General features: G+C 64.6%; 17 protein-coding genes. 10 read left to right on the forward strand and 7 right to left on the reverse strand.

What is annotated here, in order from left to right:
* Window positions 1-426 precede the first annotated feature (426 nt).
* Both GA645_RS17220 and GA645_RS17225 read left to right on the forward strand, forming a co-directional pair.
* Window positions 427-2430, forward strand: coding sequence for a U32 family peptidase (locus GA645_RS17220; protein ID WP_152224209.1), 2004 nt, complete (start codon window positions 427-429; stop codon window positions 2428-2430).
* Window positions 2431-2593: 163 nt separating this feature from the next.
* Window positions 2594-2995 carry a hypothetical protein gene (locus GA645_RS17225; RefSeq protein WP_152224210.1) on the forward strand — a complete coding sequence of 134 codons (402 nt, stop codon included), beginning with the start codon at window positions 2594-2596 and terminating at the stop codon, window positions 2993-2995.
* Between the two features lie 136 nt (window positions 2996-3131).
* On the opposite strand, the gene GA645_RS17230 is transcribed toward GA645_RS17225, so the two are convergent.
* Window positions 3132-3752, reverse strand: coding sequence for an FMN-binding negative transcriptional regulator (locus tag GA645_RS17230; protein WP_152224211.1), 621 nt, complete (start codon window positions 3750-3752; stop codon window positions 3132-3134).
* Window positions 3753-3957: 205 nt separating this feature from the next.
* Between GA645_RS17230 and GA645_RS17235 the strand changes: the two genes are divergently transcribed.
* The 3 genes from GA645_RS17235 to GA645_RS17245 all read left to right on the forward strand — a co-directional run bounded on the left by GA645_RS17235 (window position 3958) and on the right by GA645_RS17245 (window position 7564).
* Window positions 3958-5151 (forward strand): GGDEF domain-containing protein, encoded by a 1194-nt coding sequence (locus GA645_RS17235; protein WP_152224212.1) that lies wholly within the window; start codon window positions 3958-3960, stop codon window positions 5149-5151.
* A 116-nt stretch (window positions 5152-5267) separates the two neighbouring features.
* Window positions 5268-6791, forward strand: coding sequence for a diguanylate cyclase (locus GA645_RS17240; RefSeq protein WP_152224213.1), 1524 nt, complete (start codon window positions 5268-5270; stop codon window positions 6789-6791).
* Window positions 6788-7564 (forward strand): NAD-dependent deacylase, encoded by a 777-nt coding sequence (locus tag GA645_RS17245; RefSeq protein ID WP_152224214.1) that lies wholly within the window; start codon window positions 6788-6790, stop codon window positions 7562-7564. The genes GA645_RS17240 and GA645_RS17245 overlap by 4 nt, the downstream gene beginning before the upstream one ends.
* Before the next feature lie 259 nt (window positions 7565-7823).
* On the opposite strand, the gene GA645_RS17250 is transcribed toward GA645_RS17245, so the two are convergent.
* From GA645_RS17250 to GA645_RS17265, 4 genes are read right to left on the reverse strand one after another with little or no spacing between them, the layout of a single operon-like run.
* Complete coding sequence (locus GA645_RS17250; RefSeq protein WP_152224215.1) at window positions 7824-8924, reverse strand: agmatine/peptidylarginine deiminase; 1101 nt, start codon at window positions 8922-8924, stop codon at window positions 7824-7826.
* A gap of 9 nt (window positions 8925-8933) precedes the next feature.
* Window positions 8934-10046 (reverse strand): extracellular solute-binding protein, encoded by a 1113-nt coding sequence (locus tag GA645_RS17255; protein ID WP_152224216.1) that lies wholly within the window; start codon window positions 10044-10046, stop codon window positions 8934-8936.
* A gap of 2 nt (window positions 10047-10048) precedes the next feature.
* Window positions 10049-10957 (reverse strand): N-carbamoylputrescine amidase, encoded by a 909-nt coding sequence (gene aguB / locus GA645_RS17260; RefSeq protein ID WP_152224217.1) that lies wholly within the window; start codon window positions 10955-10957, stop codon window positions 10049-10051.
* Window positions 10957-12009, reverse strand: coding sequence for an agmatine/peptidylarginine deiminase (locus GA645_RS17265; RefSeq protein WP_152224218.1), 1053 nt, complete (start codon window positions 12007-12009; stop codon window positions 10957-10959). The genes aguB and GA645_RS17265 overlap by 1 nt, the downstream gene beginning before the upstream one ends.
* A 134-nt stretch (window positions 12010-12143) precedes the next feature.
* Between GA645_RS17265 and GA645_RS17270 the strand changes: the two genes are divergently transcribed.
* The 3 genes from GA645_RS17270 to GA645_RS17280 all read left to right on the forward strand — a co-directional run bounded on the left by GA645_RS17270 (window position 12144) and on the right by GA645_RS17280 (window position 14048).
* Window positions 12144-13007 carry a LysR family transcriptional regulator gene (locus GA645_RS17270; protein WP_152224219.1) on the forward strand — a complete coding sequence of 288 codons (864 nt, stop codon included), beginning with the start codon at window positions 12144-12146 and terminating at the stop codon, window positions 13005-13007.
* Between the two features lie 223 nt (window positions 13008-13230).
* The gene (locus GA645_RS17275; RefSeq protein WP_152224220.1) at window positions 13231-13821 is read left to right on the forward strand and encodes a flavodoxin family protein; all 591 of its coding nucleotides are present in this window, start codon (window positions 13231-13233) and stop codon (window positions 13819-13821) included.
* Window positions 13818-14048, forward strand: coding sequence for a DUF2798 domain-containing protein (locus GA645_RS17280; RefSeq protein WP_152224221.1), 231 nt, complete (start codon window positions 13818-13820; stop codon window positions 14046-14048). The genes GA645_RS17275 and GA645_RS17280 overlap by 4 nt, the downstream gene beginning before the upstream one ends.
* Before the next feature lie 173 nt (window positions 14049-14221).
* On the opposite strand, the gene GA645_RS17285 is transcribed toward GA645_RS17280, so the two are convergent.
* Window positions 14222-15427 carry a glycosyltransferase gene (locus GA645_RS17285; RefSeq protein WP_152224222.1) on the reverse strand — a complete coding sequence of 402 codons (1206 nt, stop codon included), beginning with the start codon at window positions 15425-15427 and terminating at the stop codon, window positions 14222-14224.
* Window positions 15428-16017: 590 nt separating this feature from the next.
* Between GA645_RS17285 and GA645_RS17290 the strand changes: the two genes are divergently transcribed.
* Complete coding sequence (locus tag GA645_RS17290) at window positions 16018-16329, forward strand: cupin domain-containing protein (protein ID WP_152224223.1); 312 nt, start codon at window positions 16018-16020, stop codon at window positions 16327-16329.
* 359 nt (window positions 16330-16688) lie between these two features.
* Window positions 16689-17276 (forward strand): BRO family protein, encoded by a 588-nt coding sequence (locus tag GA645_RS17295; protein WP_256675952.1) that lies wholly within the window; start codon window positions 16689-16691, stop codon window positions 17274-17276.
* On the opposite strand, the gene GA645_RS17300 is transcribed toward GA645_RS17295, so the two are convergent.
* The gene (locus tag GA645_RS17300) at window positions 17273-17482 is read right to left on the reverse strand and encodes a cold-shock protein (protein ID WP_015477564.1); all 210 of its coding nucleotides are present in this window, start codon (window positions 17480-17482) and stop codon (window positions 17273-17275) included. The genes GA645_RS17295 and GA645_RS17300 overlap by 4 nt on opposite strands.
* Window positions 17483-17490 lie beyond the last annotated feature (8 nt).

Below are 17490 nucleotides of genomic sequence, written 5' to 3' on the forward strand. Positions count from 1 at the left end.
TGGTATCGATCGGATTCGGCGGATTCGAGGGTGGTGCCGAACCGTGGAGCCATCTTTGCCCATCACCCGAAGGCGCGGAACAGACAGCATTGCAGGGCCACTTTGCAGTTCTGCAAGGGGGCCTTCAGGGGCGTTGCAGAACCGCCGGAGGCTACGAATTCAACCTGTAGGAGCGCCCCATGGGCGCGATCGCGGGCATGGCCCGCTCCTACAGGGTGCGCATGGTGGTCGGCTGTAGGAGCTGGCCATGCCTGCAACAGTGTCCGCACCGGAACATCGCGGACGCAGTCCGCTGGCACAGTCGCGGGATGGGTGGAGCTGGCTGGCGACCAGGGGTTACGCCGCCCGGCACGCCACGGATGCCGACGCGGCATTTGGCCGGTACAATGGGCGATTGCCCGTGCCACGCCTGATAAAGAAGAAACCATGTCCCTGCCCAAACACCATCTGGAACTGCTCAGCCCTGCCCGCGATGTGTCCATCGCCCGCGAGGCCATCCTGCATGGCGCCGACGCCGTCTACATCGGCGGCCCGAGCTTCGGCGCCCGGCACAACGCCAGCAACGATGTGAGCGATATCGCCCAGTTGGTGGAGTTCGCCCGTCGCTACCACGCGCGGGTGTTCACCACGATCAACACCATCCTCCACGACAACGAGCTGGAAGCGGCGCGCACGCTGATCCACCAGCTCTACGACGCCGGTGTCGATGCGCTGATCGTGCAGGACATGGGCATCATGGAACTGGACATCCCGCCGATCGAGCTGCATGCCAGCACCCAGACCGACATCCGCACCCTGGAGCGGGCAAAGTTCCTCGATCAGGCCGGCTTCTCCCAGCTGGTGCTGGCCCGCGAGCTGAACCTTGCGGAAATCCGCGCCATCGCCGACGAGACCGATGCCGCCATCGAGTTCTTCATCCACGGCGCGCTGTGCGTGGCCTTCTCCGGCCAGTGCAACATCTCCCACGCCCAGACCGGCCGCAGCGCCAACCGTGGCGATTGCTCCCAGGCCTGCCGCCTGCCCTACACCCTGAAGGATGACCAGGGCCGCGTGGTTGCCTTCGAGAAGCACCTGCTGTCGATGAAGGACAACAACCAGAGCGCCAACCTCAGCGCCCTGGTGGACGCCGGCGTGCGCTCCTTCAAGATCGAAGGGCGCTACAAGGACATGGGCTACGTGAAGAACATCACCGCCTATTACCGCCAGCGCCTGGACGGCATCCTCGCCGAGCGCCCGGACCTGGCCCGAGCCTCCAGCGGCCGCACCGACCACTTCTTCGTGCCGGACCCGGACAAGACCTTCCACCGCGGCAGCACCGATTACTTCGTCAGCGACCGCAAGATCGACATCGGCGCCTTCGACTCGCCGACCTTCACCGGCCTGCCGGTGGGCACCGTGGAAAAGGTCGGCAAGCGCGACATGCTGGTGGTGACCAAGGACCCGCTGTCCAACGGCGACGGCCTCAACGTGCTGGTGAAGCGCGAAGTGGTCGGTTTCCGCGCCAATATCGCCGAGCCCAAAGGTGAGTTCGAGGAAGACGGCGAGAAGCGCTACCGCTACCGCGTCGAGCCCAACGAGATGCCCGAAGGCCTCTACCGCCTGCGCCCGAACCACCCGCTGTCGCGCAACCTCGACCACAACTGGCAGCAGGCGCTGCAGAAGACTTCCGCCGAGCGCCGCGTCGGCCTGTCGTGGGTCGCCAAGCTGCGCGAGGAACGCCTGGAGCTGACCGCCACCAGCGAGGAAGGCGTCACCGCCAGCGTCGCCCTGGACGGCCCGTTCGGCGTCGCCAACAAGCCGGAACAGGCACTGGACCAGTTGCACGACCTGCTCGGCCAACTGGGCACCACCCAGTACCACGCTGACAGCATCGAGCTGGACACCCCGCAGGCCTTCTTCATCCCCAATTCTCAGCTCAAGTCGCTGCGCCGCGAAGCCATCGAGGCGCTCACCGAAGCCCGTGTTCAGGCCCACCCGCGCGGTGGCCGCAAGGCCGAGACCAGCCCGCCGCCGGTATACCCGGAGTCGCACCTGTCCTTCCTTTTCAACGTCTACAACGAGAAGGCCCGCGCGTTCTACCACCGCCACGGCGTGCAGCTGATCGACGCCGCCTACGAGGCCCACGAGGAAACCGGCGAAGTGCCGGTGATGATCACCAAGCACTGCCTGCGCTTCTCCTTCAACCTGTGCCCGAAACAGGCCAAGGGCGTCACCGGCGTGCGCACCAAGGTGCAGCCGATGCAGCTGATCCACGGCGACGAAGTGCTGACCCTGAAGTTCGACTGCAAACCGTGCGAGATGCACGTGATCGGCAAGATCAAGGGCCACATCCTCGGCCTGCCGCAGCCGGGCAGCGACGGCGTGAGCAACATCGTCGGGCAGATCAGCCCGGAAGACCTGCTCAAGACCATTCGCAAGCCGGCGCATTGAGGCCGGCTGTCACCTTCACTGTAGGAGCGAGCTTGCTCGCGAACAGCCCTGGCGCCTGAGCTGCCGGGAAATTCGTTCGCGAGCAAGAACTAGGCGTCCCCCTCACTCCTACAAAGAGCAATCCCCCTGCGCAATTCCCCGATCCCCCGCTATGATCGGGAACATGACCTCCACTCCCCCGCTCCGCCAGCAATGCCCACCCGGTGCCTGCGACTGCCACCGCGAGCGACTGCTGGAGAATCCCAATGCTGATATGCGCATCCTGCTGCTGACCCGGCACGAGGAGCAGCGACTGCTGGAGCGTCTGGAAAACCTGAAAGACCTGGCCGACCTCGAGCGCATGCAGCACAAGCTCTTCGAGCAGCTCGGCATCCGCCTGCACATCGCCCCCGGCTTCAACGAAGTGCGGACCACGCGCGGCATCGAGTTCGACTTCGACGAGCAGCCCGGCCTCTGCCGCAAGACCCGCCAGGCCATCCCCGCCGCGATCCGCCGGAGCATGGAGAAGAACCCGGAAATCGCCTGGCGCCTGCTGGACTCCCACGATCTGCTAGGCGGGCTCTGATAGCCATTCTTCAGGAGCGCCCAAGCACGCTGATCGCGGACAAGGTCCGCCCAGGCCAGCAACGTAGGAGAGGATCTTATCCGCGATCCGGCCGCCAGACCGGCCACAGCCGATATCGCAGACGAAGCCGGCAGCCCTACTCCTTCGCGGCCCGCATCGCCCCGGCCAACTCCGAACTACCGCGCTGCTCCAGCTCCCCGGCAGCACCCAGCCGATCACGATCCTCCTTGTTCTGGCTCAGCTTGGACTTGCCGACAATCTGGCCAATCTCCACCTCGATGCCGACGATATTCGCCAGCATCCCGCTGATGAACTCCGGCGTGGAATCGCTCATCTTCCACGGCCGCTCCTCGCCCGCCTCATGGGTGCGGGTCAGGCGCCCGACCAGGCCGCGCACGAAGCGCTCCTCGTCCATCACCGTCAGGCGGCCGCGCACATGCACCACCTGGTAGTTCCAGGTCGGCACCTGGCGGTGCTCCTCGTGCTTGCTCGGATACCAGTTGGGCGAGACATAGGCGTGGTCGCCACGGAAGATCACCAACACCTCCTCCCCGTCGGCCTCCCGCCACACCGGGTTATTTCGCGCGACGTGGGCGCGCAGCAACGGCTTCTCGCCGTCCAGCGCCAGCTCGAAGGGCAGGTGATTGGCATCCAGCACGCCGCCATGGGCGGTCACCAGGATGCCCAGCGGATGCTCGCGGATCAGCCGGTTCAGCTCGTCCGGGCGGTTTTCCTCAAAGTGTGCAGGTACGTACATGGGGGGCCTCGAAACCAGGGAATGCCACCATCATGCCGATGCATTGGCACTCCATAAAGATCCATCACTGGCGAAGATGAAAGATCCAATTCAGCCGTATGTTCGCTGCGATGTATACCAACCTGCTGGACGGCGGTCGTGCCGCCCCCTACTCTAGCCACTGGCCAGCATTCGCCCAGGACGGCAGACACAGGCTCCCACCCCGATGACCCTACCCGAGTATCCCGCCGAGCCTTCCCGGCAGTTCCAGGGGAAGATGCCGCCAAGCCTGCAAGCCGCCTACAAGGCCTATGTAATCCAGCATTACCGGCGCTTCCTGCTGGCGATCAACTTCATCGCCATGGCGGCCTACGACTCCTACGTGCTGGCCGACGCGCTGCTGATCCCGGACATGGTCAAGGAGTCGCTGCTCCTGCGCGCCGGCCTGAGCCTGATCGGCCTGCTCAACATCTTCCTGGTATTCCGCTTCAGCCGCAGCGTGCTGGTGATGGACCTGCTGATGCCGGTGCACGACATCATCTCCACCCTTGCCTGGTTCGAGCTGCTCAAGCGCAGCGCCTCGCCCGACGTGCCCTTCTTCCTCTATGCCTCGGTGGTCTTCATCCTCCTCGGCAACCTGGGGGTGCGCTATTCGTTCAAGGGCATCGCGCTGATCTCGGCGGTCATCTCGACCATCATTCTCTACAACGTCTGGCTGATCCACCACGGCGCGGCCAAACCCGTGCTGACCTTCACCCTGGTCTACCTGCCAGTGGCGCTGTTCAGCCTGTTCATCAGCTGGACCAACATCAGGGGCGTGCGCCAGGCCTTCCTCGCCGACCAGGAAGAACGCCGCCAGCGGGTCGAACTGGATGCGCTCAACCTGCGCCTGCAGGAGCTGGCCAGCACTGACGCGCTGACTGGCGTCGGCAACCGCCGCGCCCTGGACGCCCAGCTCAAGGCCAGCTGGGACGGCATGCGCGCCCACGGTCGCCCCTTCGCCCTGTTGCTGGTGGATATTGACTACTTCAAGCCCTACAACGACCATTTCGGCCACCAGACAGGCGACCGCTGCCTGTGCCGCGTGGCCGAATCCCTGGTGGGCAGCCTGCGCGGAGGTCGTGCCAGCGTCTATCGTTATGGCGGTGAGGAGTTTGTCGTGCTGCTCGAATCCGGCAGCGTCGACGACCTGCGTCGTGTGGCCGAGCGCTTGCGCGAGCAGGTGGCCAGCCTGAACATAGAACACCTGCACCGACCCGACGCCCTGCGGCACCTCACCATCAGCCTCGGGGGGGCGATGGCCAATGAGGAGGGCCTGAACCAACCGCGCGATCTGCTCGCGCGATGCGACCAACGCCTTTACTGCGCCAAGCAGGACGGACGCAACCGCGTGCAACTCAGTGGTCCGTCGCCGGACTGACGCACGCAACCAACCTGACGCACCCGGCCAGTATCTCAGAGCACGGCCGACGGGCGAGACCCACGCCCGACACGCCGGGTGGCAGACGCCACCGGTACCGACCCAACGAGGCCCATGTGAAACGCGACATTCGCCTTGCCGTACTTCTGCTGTCGATCATCAGCCTGACCGTGGCGGCGGCCACCGCCTGGGAGCTGTGGTCCGCCCGCGAGCGCACCCTCGCCAAGGCCTACACGCACAACCTCAACCTGACCCAGGCGCTGGACACCTACGTCGAAGGCATCATCACCCAGAGCTCCATGCTGCTCCTGGGCCTGAGCGAACGCCTGGAGCACGACGGCACAGGCCCCGCGCAACTGGAACGCCTGCGCCGCCTGGTGCAACGCCAGCAACCCCTGCTCAACCAGCTCGACGGCATCGTCATCTACGATGACCAGGGCAACTGGCTGATGACCTCCAGCGGCGAGGTTCCGCCCGGCACCAGCAGCGCCGACCGCGCCTTCTTCATCCACCATCGCGACACGCCATCGACCGACGCCTACATCGGCGAGCCGATCCGCAGCCGCTACAACGGCAAATGGGTAATCACCGTCAGCCGCCGCTACAACCACCCCGACGGCAGCTTCGCCGGGGTCATTTCCGCGACCCTGGGCGTGGAGACCCTCCTCCATCTGTTCGGCAAGATCGACATCGGCAGGTACGGCGCCATCGGCGTCGCCCTGAGCAACGGCCAGGTGCTGGTGCGCTTCCCGTTCCGCGAGAGCGACATGGGCCGCGTGCTCTCCCGTTCGCCGATCTTCACCGGCTACCTGGACAACGCCAACGTCGGCACCGCCACCTTCAGCTCCTCGCTGGACGGCATCGAGCGCATCTATGCTTTCCGCAAGAACGACCGCTACCCGCTGGTGACCTCGGTTGCCCTGGGCAAGAACGAAGCCCTGGCCGCCTGGCGAGCCGATGCCCTGCGCACAGTGAGCATCGCCTCCGGCCTGCTGATCGTGATCGTCATCGTCGGCAGCCTGATGATCCTCGCGATCAAGCGCCGCATCGGCACCGAAGCCCTGCTGGTGGCGGCCCGCGAAGAGCTGCTCAAGGCCAACCGCCAGCTCGAGGTACTGGCCTCCCGCGACCCACTCACCGGCCTGCAGAACCGCCGCAGCTTCGACGACCACCTCGCCGCCGAACTGCGCCGCGCCCAGCGCGGGCGGAACCCGCTGGGCCTGTTGCTGATCGACATCGACTACTTCAAGCGCTTCAACGATACCTACGGCCACCCCGCCGGTGACGACTGCCTGCGCAACATCGGCCAGCTGCTGGCCGACAGCGTGCGGCGCCCCGGCGACCTGACGGCGCGCTACGGCGGCGAAGAGCTCGCGGTGATCCTGCCCAACACCGACAGCGCCGGTGCGCAGGCCGTGGCCGAGCAGATCCTGCAGCACCTCTGGCAATGCAACCTGACCCACGTCGGCAGCCCGTTCGGCCGAGTGACCGCCAGCATCGGCATCGCCACTCTGGCCGCCGGTTCGGATACCTCCGCCGGGGCCCTGATCGGCGCCGCCGACCAGGCCCTGTACCGGGCCAAGGCCGCCGGACGCAACCGCCTGGACTGCGCGCCCAGCCTCACCGGAACCGAGTCATGACCTTCGCCCCCGCCCTCCTCGATGCCCTGCGCAACGCCCGGCATGTGGTGGTTTTCACTGGCGCCGGGGTTTCCGCCGAAAGCGGCATTCCCACCTTCCGCGACCGCCTCACCGGTCTCTGGGCACGTTTCGAGCCCTCCCGCCTGGCCACCGCCGATGCTTTCCGCGCCGACCCATCACTGGTCTGGGGCTGGTACCAGTGGCGGCGCAGTATCGTCCACCGCGCACGCCCCAATCCCGCGCACCTGGCCATCGCCGCGCTGGCAGCCAAGGTGCCGCAACTGACCCTGGTCACCCAGAACGTCGACGACCTCCACGAGCGCGCCGGCAGCGCCTCCGTCATTCACCTGCACGGCCAGCTCGAACGCCCGCGCTGCTTCACCTGCCAGCGCGAGCCGGATGAGCCGCTGCCGGTCCCCGACGAACCCGAGGCCGGCCGGCACGTCACCCCGCCCGCCTGCGCCCATTGCGGTGGCCCGTTGCGCCCTGGCGTGGTGTGGTTCGGCGAAAGCCTGCCGCTGAACGCGCTGACCCACGCCTTTGAAGCCGCCGAAGACTGCGACCTGCTGATCTCGGTCGGCACCTCCGGCGTGGTCTACCCGGCGGCGGAAATCCCCCAGGTGGCCTGGCGCGCCGGCGCCACGCTGCTGCACATCAACCCCACGCCGGGGCCGCTGCACGGCGAACGGGATTTCGCCCTCGCCAGCGCGGCGGGTGTGGCGCTGCCGGAGTTGGTCGAGACGGCGTTCGCGGCCAGGGCAAGTAGCTCCTGATCAATCCGTAGGATGGCGTGGAGCGAAGCGATACCCATCGATCACGGCACCGCCAGCATGGGTATCGCCTAGGCTCCACCCATCCTACGAAGCTTGCTTTCCCTTGGCGTCATCCCCGCGAACGCGGCGACCCGGTTCGTAGAGCGCATAACCCGGAACGGGTTATCCGCCATGCCTCCTACGAAGAGAGCGTCGGCGTAGACCTGTAGGAGCGGGCCACGCCCGCGATCCGCCGGCAATGTCAGCGCACAACCCCAGCCTAGACCGCCGGCATCTGCAAGGTCACACAGTGGATACCCCCGCCCCCGGCCGCGATGGGGTCGATGTCCAGCTGGACGACTTCCCGGTCCGGATACAGCTCACCCAGCAGCGCATGGCAATGCTCGTCCGCCTCCGCGTCGCCGAAGCGCGGCGCGATCACCCCGCCGTTCACCGGCAGGTAGTTGATGTAGCCAGCGGCGAAGTCCGGGTTGCCTCTGTTGTACGGGCTCGGTTTGGGCTTGAGCGGCGGTGGCAGGCTATGCAGGCGTAGCGGGCGCCCGTCGGCGTCGGTCGCCGTCTTGAGTATCTCCAGATGCCGGCGGGTCACCGCGTAGTCGTAGGACTGCGGGTCGTTGTCCAGGTTGACCACCAGCACGCCCGGCTCGACGAAGCGCGCATAGAAGTCCACGTGGGCATCGGTGATGTCCTTGCCACGAATGCCCGGCAGCCAGATCACCTTGCGCAGCCCCAAGCGCTGCTTCAGCTCCGCCTCGATGCGCGGGCGCGTCCAGCCGGGGTTGCGGTTGTCGTTGACCCAGCAGCTCTCGGTGAAGATGGCGGTGCCCTGGCCGTCCACCTCGATGCCGCCGCCCTCACCGCACAGTTTGCTGACGAACGCCTGGGCTTCCAGGTCCTCGGCCAGGGCCGCCGCCGCTTCGCCATCGCGCCCGGCCTGTTGCTTGCCACCCCAGCCGTTGAAATTGAAATCGGCCTGGGCCAGGCCACCGGCGTCGTTCACCAGGAAGCAGCCACCGTAGTCACGGACCCAGATGTCATCCAGCGGCAGCGCCAGGAAGTCGATGTTGGGGCCGGCGCAGGCGCGTTTGGCCTCGGCCAGTTGCTCCGGCCGGCAGAGCACCGTCACCGGCTGGAACTCGGCGATGGTGCGGGCGAGCCGCACCACCGTCGCGTTCACCGCACCCGCCCAGTCCTTCCAGATCTCGGGCGACGCCGCATAGGCGACGAACACCCGCTCCTGCCGGCGGTGCTCGTCGGGCATGTACCAGCGCTCCGTCGCCAGCGCGACGCGGCCCAGGCCCAGTCCGAACCCCGTCGCCAGCGTCATGCCGGCGCCGAGCAGGTTCCTGCGAGTCATCATGTCGTCTCCTCAGCTTCCGGTGCCGGTGCCGGTGCCGGTGCCGGTCTTGAAACTTGTCCAGGTGCGCATCCGCGCACGCATGTCGCGCTGCGGAATGTCCTTGCCGGGGAATAGCCGCGCATAGGCCTTCTCATCAAGATAGATGTCCGGATTGTTGCGCATGCTCGCGTCCACCATCGGCCGCGCCTTGGCATTGGAGGTCGGGTAGCCGGTGGCGTTGCTGATTGCCGCCATCACCTGCGGGCGCATCAGGTAGTTGATCAGCGCATAGGCGTATTCCGGGTGCGGCGCGTCGGCGGGAATCGCCATGGTGTCCATCCACACCGAGGTGCCTTCGCGTGGTACGCGATACTCGAAGCGCTCCTTCTTGCCCGCCTCGTCGGCGGCGCGCTGCGACTGGATCACGTCACCGCTGTAGCCCAGCGACAGGCACAGGTCGCCGTTGACCAGCTGGGTGACCGGCTGCGACTGGAACTTGCGGATATACGGGCGGATGCCATTGAGCACCGCCAGCGCGTCGGCCAGGTCCTCCGGCTTGCCGCTGCGCGGGTCACGCCCCAGGTAATTGAGCACCACCGCGAGCACTTCGTCCGGCGAGTCGATCAGCGAGATGCCGCAGTCAGCGAAATGCTTGGCCAACTCCGGCTTGAACAGCAGGTCGAGGCTGTTTACCGGCGCGTCACTCATGCGCTGGTCGATCTTCGCGCGGTTGAAGGTCAGGCCGATGCTGCCCCAGGTGTAGGGCACCACGGCGTGGCGCGAATACGGGTACTTGCTCTGCAGGTTCTGAAGGCCCGGCTCGATGTCGCCCAGGTGCTCCAGTTTGCTGTCATCCAGCTTCTGCAGCGCACCGGCGCGCATCAGCCGCTCGGCCACGGTGTCGCCGGGGAAGACCAGGTCATAGCCGCTGTGCCCGGCCATCATCTTGGCCTCCAGCGTCTCGCTGCCGTCCATCACGTCATAGATCACCCGGATGCCGGTCTCACGAGTGAAACCGTCGAGGGTGTCAGGGGCGAAGTAGTCCGCCCAGTTGAACAGGCGCAGGACCTTTTCCTCCGCCGCCGCAGGTTGCAGGGCGCAAGCCAGGGACAGGCCCAGCGCGCCGATCAGCATCGATTTCATGGTCAGACTCCCTGGCCTTGCCAGCGTGAGTGAAGGTGCCGGCCATCGAGGCCGAGCAACGGGCCATACATCTCGGGGCGGCGGTCGCGGAACACACCCCAGGTCAGGCGTTCCTCGCGCGCCAAGTGCAGGTCCAGCTCACGGACCAGCACGGCCGCTTCGTTGCGTCCGGCCTCGGCCAGCAGCGCGCCCTTGTGGTCGGTGATGAAGGACGACCCGTAGAAGCGCATGCGCAGGCTGTCGTCACCGGGCGCGATTTCTTCGCCGATGCGATTGGCTGCCAGCACCGGCAGCAGGTTGGCGGCGGAATGGCCGCGCTGGGCGGTCTGCCAGTGGTCGCGGGAATCCATGTGCGCCGCCCCCGGCTCGGAGCCGATGGCGGTGGGGAACAGGAGGATTTCCGCGCCTTGCAGCGCCAGGCAGCGCGCCGTCTCGGGGAACCACTGGTCCCAGCAGATGCCCACGCCGATGCGGCCGATCGCCGTGTCCCAGACACGGAAGCCGGTATCGCCGGGGCTGAAGTATTCCTTCTCCTGGTAGCCGATGGCGTTGGGAATGTGCGTCTTGCGGTACACCCCGAGCAGGCGGCCGTCGGCGTCTGCGACGGTCAGCGAGTTGAAGTAGGCGTTGCCGGCGCGTTCGAACCAGCTCAGCGGTAGCACCACGTTCAGCTCCGCCGCCAGCCGTGAGAAGCGTTGCAACAGCGGGCTGTCCTCATAGGGCTGGGCCAGCGCCAGATGGGCGTGATCCTGCTCGATACAGAAGTACGGCGTGGCGAACAGCTCGGGCAGCAGGATCAGCCGTGCCCCGGCCGCGGCCGCCGCGCGCACGTGGTGCTCGGCTTCGTCGAGGTTGCGCGGCAGGTCCCAGCTGCAGGAGAACTGCAGCACCGCAACGGTCAGCTTGCTCATCACAGGCCTCCCAGCGGCCAGGCCGGCTGCTGCTGGGTGATGCAGTGCACCCCGCCGCCACCGTGGGCCAGGTGGTTGATGCGCACGGGCACCACCTCGCGTCCGGGGAAGGCACGGGCCAGCACTGCGGCAGCTTCGTCATCGGCGGCGATGCCGTAGGCCGGCATGATCACAGCGCCGTTGGCCAGGTAGAAGTTGGTGTAGGACGCGCAGAAGACTTCCGCCTCCGGGTCCACCGCCGTGCTGGCCTCGAACAGCTCGATCAGCTCGAAGGAGCGGCCCTTGGCATCGGTCGCCAACTCCAGTGCACGGCGGTTCTCGCGGGCAACTTCGGCGTAGGTGCTGGAAGCATCGCGGGTTGCGTCCACCAGCAGCACGCCGGGGCGGGCGAAGGCACATACGCCATCGACGTGGCCGTCGGTCATGTCGCCCGTCACGTACTGCGGGTCGCCCGGCAGCCAGATGGTCTTGGTCACGCCCAGCAGGCGGGCGAAGATTTCCTCCATCTCGCGCTTGCTCACGCCGGGATTGCGGTTGGGGTTGAGCAGCACCGACTCGGTAGTGATCAGCGTGCCTTCGCCGTCCACGTGGATGGCCCCGCCCTCGTTGGCCAGCGGCGTGCCGAAGCAGCCCAGCCCCAGCTGATTGAGCACGCGCCGGCCCAGCCCCTCGTCCAGCGTGTGCACCGACTTGCCGCCCCAGGCGTTGAAGCGCCAGCTCACCCCGGCCACACCATGCTGCGGATGGCAGACGAAGGTCGGCCCGGAATCACGGCACCAGCTGTCGTCGATGGGCAGCACCACCAGTTCCACGTTCGGTCCGCACAGTGCGTCGGCGCGGGCCACGGCGGACGGGTCCACCACCAGCTTCACCAGCTCGAAACGGGCAATGGCGTTGGCCACCCGGATGAAGTCTTCCTGCACCTGCTCCAGGGTCACGCCCCAGCCGTCTTCCCAGAGCGGACGGTTATGCGGGAACGCCATCCAGGTCGCTGCGTGGGGTACCCATTCGGCGGGCATGCGCCAGCCGTTCTGCATATCGTTGAGATGCATACACAAAGCCTTTTGGTTAGGAATTTTTATCGGAATTAAAGGGTTCAGCGGCGCCTGAAACCATCCTAGGCCTGTGAAACCGTGACAACAAACGATAGATTTTGCGTAAATCTGATCAGCAGAACTTATCGATCATGCTCAAACACTGGCCTCCCCTGAACACCCTGCGCGGCTTCGAAGCTGCGGCCCGGCTGGGCAGCTTCCACAAGGCGGCGGAGGAACTGCACCTCACCCAGTCCGCCATCAGCCAGCAGATCCGCAGCCTGGAAAGCTTCGTCGAACAGCCGCTGTTCTATCGCAGCGGCCGCAAGGTCGCCCTCACCGACGCCGGCTTCGACCTGCTCAGCACCACCCAGTCGCTGCTGCAGCAACTGGCCGTGGGCATCCGTCGCCTCGACCAGTACCGCAAACCCAACCAGCTGGTGGTCAACACCACCCCGGCCTTCGCCCGCCACTGGCTGGTACCGCGCCTGGGCGACTTCCACACCCGCCACCCGCAGATCGACCTGTGGCTGCTGACCACCAGCGACACCCCGGACATGGCCACCCAGACCATCGACATCGCCGTGCGCGACGACCTCACCGCCCAGGCCGAATGCCGCTTCCGTATCCTCCTCGAAGACCGCCTCTACCCCGCGTGCCACCCACGCCTGCTCGACCAGCCGGCGGAAACGCGCACCACCCTGCACGGCGAGCGGGAAATGGACTGGGCGCACTGGCAGCTGCAAGGCGGCGCCGATATCGGCCAGCGCAGCGCGGGGTTGAACTTCTCCGATCCGGGCCTGCTGCTGGATGCCGCCAGCCAGAGCCTGGGCATTGCCCTGGTCAGCCGGCTGCTGGCCGGCGACGCGCGGGAGAGCGGCCTGCTGACACCGCTGTGCGAACAGACCGTGCGTGGCCCTTACTGGTCGTTGCTGGTCCATCAGCAAAGCGACCGGACAGCACAGGTGGGGCAGTTCTGCGAGTGGCTGGAGGGGGCGTTGGGGCTATCCCTGTAGGACCGAGGGGGACGCCCAGTCCTTGCTCGCGAATGAACTCCCTGGCAGCTCTGGAGTTGGCCAGGTTCGCGAGCAAGCTCGCTCCTACGAAGAACCTCCCCACCTCGACGCCCATGCAATTCTCTCCTTGACCTCAAGTTCACTTGAACTCGTAGGGTTACGCCATGCCCGCTCCGAACCCACGGACGCGCTCTTCCACCTTGCGTGAACCCACGGAGAAACCATGAAAAGCATCGCCATCGTCTACCACAGCGCCAGCGGCCGCACCGAGCGGATCGCCCAGACCATCGCCAGCGGCGCCGGCCTGGTGCCGGGCTGCGACGTGCATCTGCTCAAGGCCCAGGCGCTCATCGAACGTCCGGACGCCCTGCTCACCTACCACGGCCTGATCCTTGGCTCGCCCACCTACCTGGGCGGCGTCTCGGCGCCACTGAAAGCCCTGATGGACGCCACCGGCCCACTCTGGCGCCAGCAGAAGCTGCGCGGTCGCCTCGCCGCTGGCTTCACCGTCTCGGCGCTGCCCGCGGGCGACAAGCAGTCCACGCTGATCTCGCTGTTCACCTTCTGCATGCAGCACGGGATGCTCTGGGCCGGCAATCCGATCCTCCCCGAGCAGCACCTGGGCGTGCCCTATGACGAGGCTGCCAACCGCCTCGGCTCCTGGACCGGATTGATGGCCCAGGCCGACAAGACGGCGCCGGACTTCGTCCCCGGCGACCTGAAGACCGCACGGATGTTCGGCCAGCACTTCGCCGAGACCCTGTGTCGGCTGCGCCAGCCACACGGCGAAACCGCGCAGGAGACCCACGCATGATCGCCCGCCGCTACAGCCCGCTGCTGTTCGCGCTGATCCTCTCCGGCGTGATGACCCTGCTGGTCTCCGGCCTCTCCACCTTCCGGGCCGTCGGCTTCGTCCCCACCGTCGCCCAGCTCTGGGTAGGCGCCTGGCTCACCAGCTGGTGCATCGCCTTCCCGCTGGTGCTGGTCATCGCCCCGCTGACACGGCGGCTGGTCGAGAGACTGGTCCGGGCAGAGTCGTAGGATGGCTGGGACGCTCCACGGATAGCGAATGACGATATTGCAGAGCAGGCGGCTTGAGCTACCGTCGTCCTGCGACCATTCGCTTACCCGCCCTCGGCCTGCCCCTTGAATGAAAACAGAAACCAACTGGTAATCCCGGACTTTCCAGGCTTATGAACACCAGCAGATTCGCCCTAAACAACCCCGTAACTACTAAACACTTTTACCCTATTGAACAGCACTCGAGTATTGCAACGCGACGACCGCACAACAACCTCTCTAAGGCGACACTTGGTCGGAATAGTAAAATCAAATTTCGTAAAGGTCTCCAGAGCATCCGTCTTCAGATAGCGATACCATCCGATGGCAGGATCGGGCGACATGGAAAGCCCTATTACATCATCGATATTTTCACCCTCAAAAACAAAGGAGATTATCGCACCGCATTCATCCGCCACACTTCCTCCACCCAGCACACTACACTCAATAGAATATGAGCCAGAACCAAGCCCAAGCTTCACCGAGAGACCATCCGAAATGAATCCCACCTTTCCAAATCCCGAATCAAACAGGACCTGACCTATGGCATCGTGACGCTGAAAGTCCGGAACAACCGTTGGAAACTCGTCACCCAGCCGTGCACAATCCTTTGCAACCGGATGTTTGGACAGAGAATTGGAAAGAGTTATCGGCGAATCACTTCCATTGACACCCGCATCCTGGGAAACATGCCGAGTCAAAATATAACTCACGCACCGGGAGTCAAGTACCACCGGAGTCCGAACGTCAACAGTGGTATGGTCACCGCCATCGGGGAACTGAAGACTTTTCAGCTCGGCATTGTAGCGCCCAATGAACGCCATCCCCGCCGACAACAGGGGTTGCCTGAACTTCCTGAAATTACTGAATATCCCATTAGAATAAAGCGCGGTCAGCCCCATACCAAAGGATACCGCCATTCCCTCATACTCCTGGCGCATGTACCCGGCAAGTCGGTCCAGGTAATTTGCGCTTAGCACATCATCATCGTCGACCCTGAACCAGGCCACAGTGGTAGATTCGGCCCCCGCAAGAAAGTCAAGCATCGCTTTTTTGTAATTCAGGTCGGAACCCGTTTTGTTCAAATACAGAACCGGGTATTTCTCCGCCGCGTCCTCGAGCACCTTCAGCCACTTTTCAGGCAGAAACTCCGAATAGAGGAGAATATGTCGATAATTGTACTTTTCAGCCATCTTCTGATAAATCGGCAAACTCCTCCCCAGAAAGATCTCAATCCTTGGAAGCATACGTTCATCCGAGTACAACTCTCGCAGATATACAGATTCCGACTTCTTTGAAATATGCCACGCAACACTTCCCGGATGAAAAAGACTGAACTGGGTAACTCCGAAAAAACGCATCGCTTCGTCCTTATTTTCCAACTAATAACGGACGCTATTTACAGACCCCCAGACCTGAAATCCATCGGGCTTTTCTTAATCTTCAAGAGAGGCATCCGGGCCGTGAGCTGGAGCCCTGGAAGATCCGTTGCTCCCTAATGAAAAACCTGACACCTGCGAAATGTTTACCTCTTAAGTTGGAGAATCCATGCTTTCATCCGGAAAATTCCCGGCGATCGTTTCATGCTCGCCTAGTCTTTGTCCGACATCGCTCCCAACCAGGAAAAGCATTTCGATAGCGACCGCCGCAACTTGATACGCCTGGTGACCGGCGGCCCCGAACAGTCTGCCTGGAAGGACGTACCCAATCTCGGATCCTGGACACTTCAGAATCTGGGCAGCGCCATGGCGTTCTTGCCAGCCCGGGAAGCAACGGCCCCCTGATCCTCGTTTGCTCACGAACGATTCGGGCGCGTCTGACCACGCGAATCCGGACGCGATGGACCCAGGAAGTGCATCTAAGATTGGCGCGATCGCATTCGCAGACGCCGTGCGAATGCAGGAAAACGCGCAACGCTACAATGGCAAGCCCCCTACGGAGCCCAGACACCTTGAAAATCATCCGCAGCAAGCGCTTCACCGCGAACCGTCCCTGGGGCGCGCTCGATATCGCCAACATGAACGGAATCACCACCCGGCTGCACTGGACCGACCAGCCGTACAAATGGCACATCAATGACGGCGAAGAGGTATTCGTGGTGCTCGACGGGCGGGTGGCGATGCATTACCGCGATACGAAGGGCGAGCATCAGGTCATGCTGGAAACCGGGGATATCTTCTACGCCTCCATCGGCACCGAGCATGTGGCCCACCCACAAGGCGAGGCGCGCATTCTGGTGATCGAAAGCGAGGGGAGTGTCTGATCCCCACCTTCGTCCGCTGTCCGCTCCCGCAAATCGAACCTTCCCACCCGACTCTGCGCAGCCAGCCTACATGGCATCCCCCTATCCTCGCCCGGTCACGAACCATTCATGGCCGGGTTTGACAGCCCGAATCCGGGCGCGATGCGCCCCAGCAGGTGCATGTGAGAGCGGCGTGATCGCTTTCGCAGGCCCCGCGCGACTGCAGGAATAACTGCAACGCTACAATGGCGGACCGCGCGGGGAGACCCAAAAGGTCTGCCGGTTCCCGGATCCGGTCTGTCAACCCCGCGCGGTCTGCCACCCTTCGATGACAGCGGCGTGTGGCAGCTTCTTCAATATGGATATTCGGGAGCAAAAGCATGCAAGACGACTGCTACACAGCCACAACCTTCCAACGTCACAACCGCCCATTACGCGGCGTGCTGATCGACGACCAGCCCTGGTTCGTCGCCCATGACCTTGCCTGCCTTCTCGGCGTGCGCTTCCCGCAGACGCTGGCGCAGCGGGTGGAGGAATACGAGGTACAGACCGTCCGCCTGCTCTCCGCCAGCGGAGGGGAATTGCTGGAGGACGTCATCAACGAGGCGGCGCTGTACAAGGTGCTGATCCGCTTCGGTCACCCAGAGAGCCGCACGCTCGGATGCTGGCTGTCGGAGCAGGTGATTCCGCCGATGCGCGGCCAGGTGAAGGACGACGCGCAGCGGCCACGGCGGATAACGATGCGCTGGGAATCCCTGCGGATGACGGTGCTGGACTGGCAGGGGGGGAAATCTGGGTGCCCTTCCAGCAAGTGCCGACCTTCAGCCCGTTCAAGGGCGGCAAGGGCTGGCTGGGGCGGCTCAGGGGCAGCGCGCCGAGCCACGAGGGCGGCGTCTGACGGCAGTTTGCCGCCGGAAATGAAAAAGCCCCGCGAATGCGGGGCTTTTTCGACAAGTGGCGTCGATTAGACGGCGCGAACTTGCTCGGCCTGCGGGCCTTTCTGGCCGGCGGTCACGATGAAGCTGACCTTCTGGCCTTCGTCGAGGGACTTGTAGCCGTTGCCTTCGATCTGACGGAAGTGAACGAATACGTCCGGGCCGCTTTCCGGGGTGATGAAGCCGAAGCCCTTCTCAGCGTTGAACCACTTGACGGTGCCGTTTTGACGATCGGACATGATGTTGT

It is taken from the genome of Pseudomonas sp. SCB32 (assembly GCF_009189165.1).
Lineage (GTDB): Bacteria > Pseudomonadota > Gammaproteobacteria > Pseudomonadales > Pseudomonadaceae > Pseudomonas.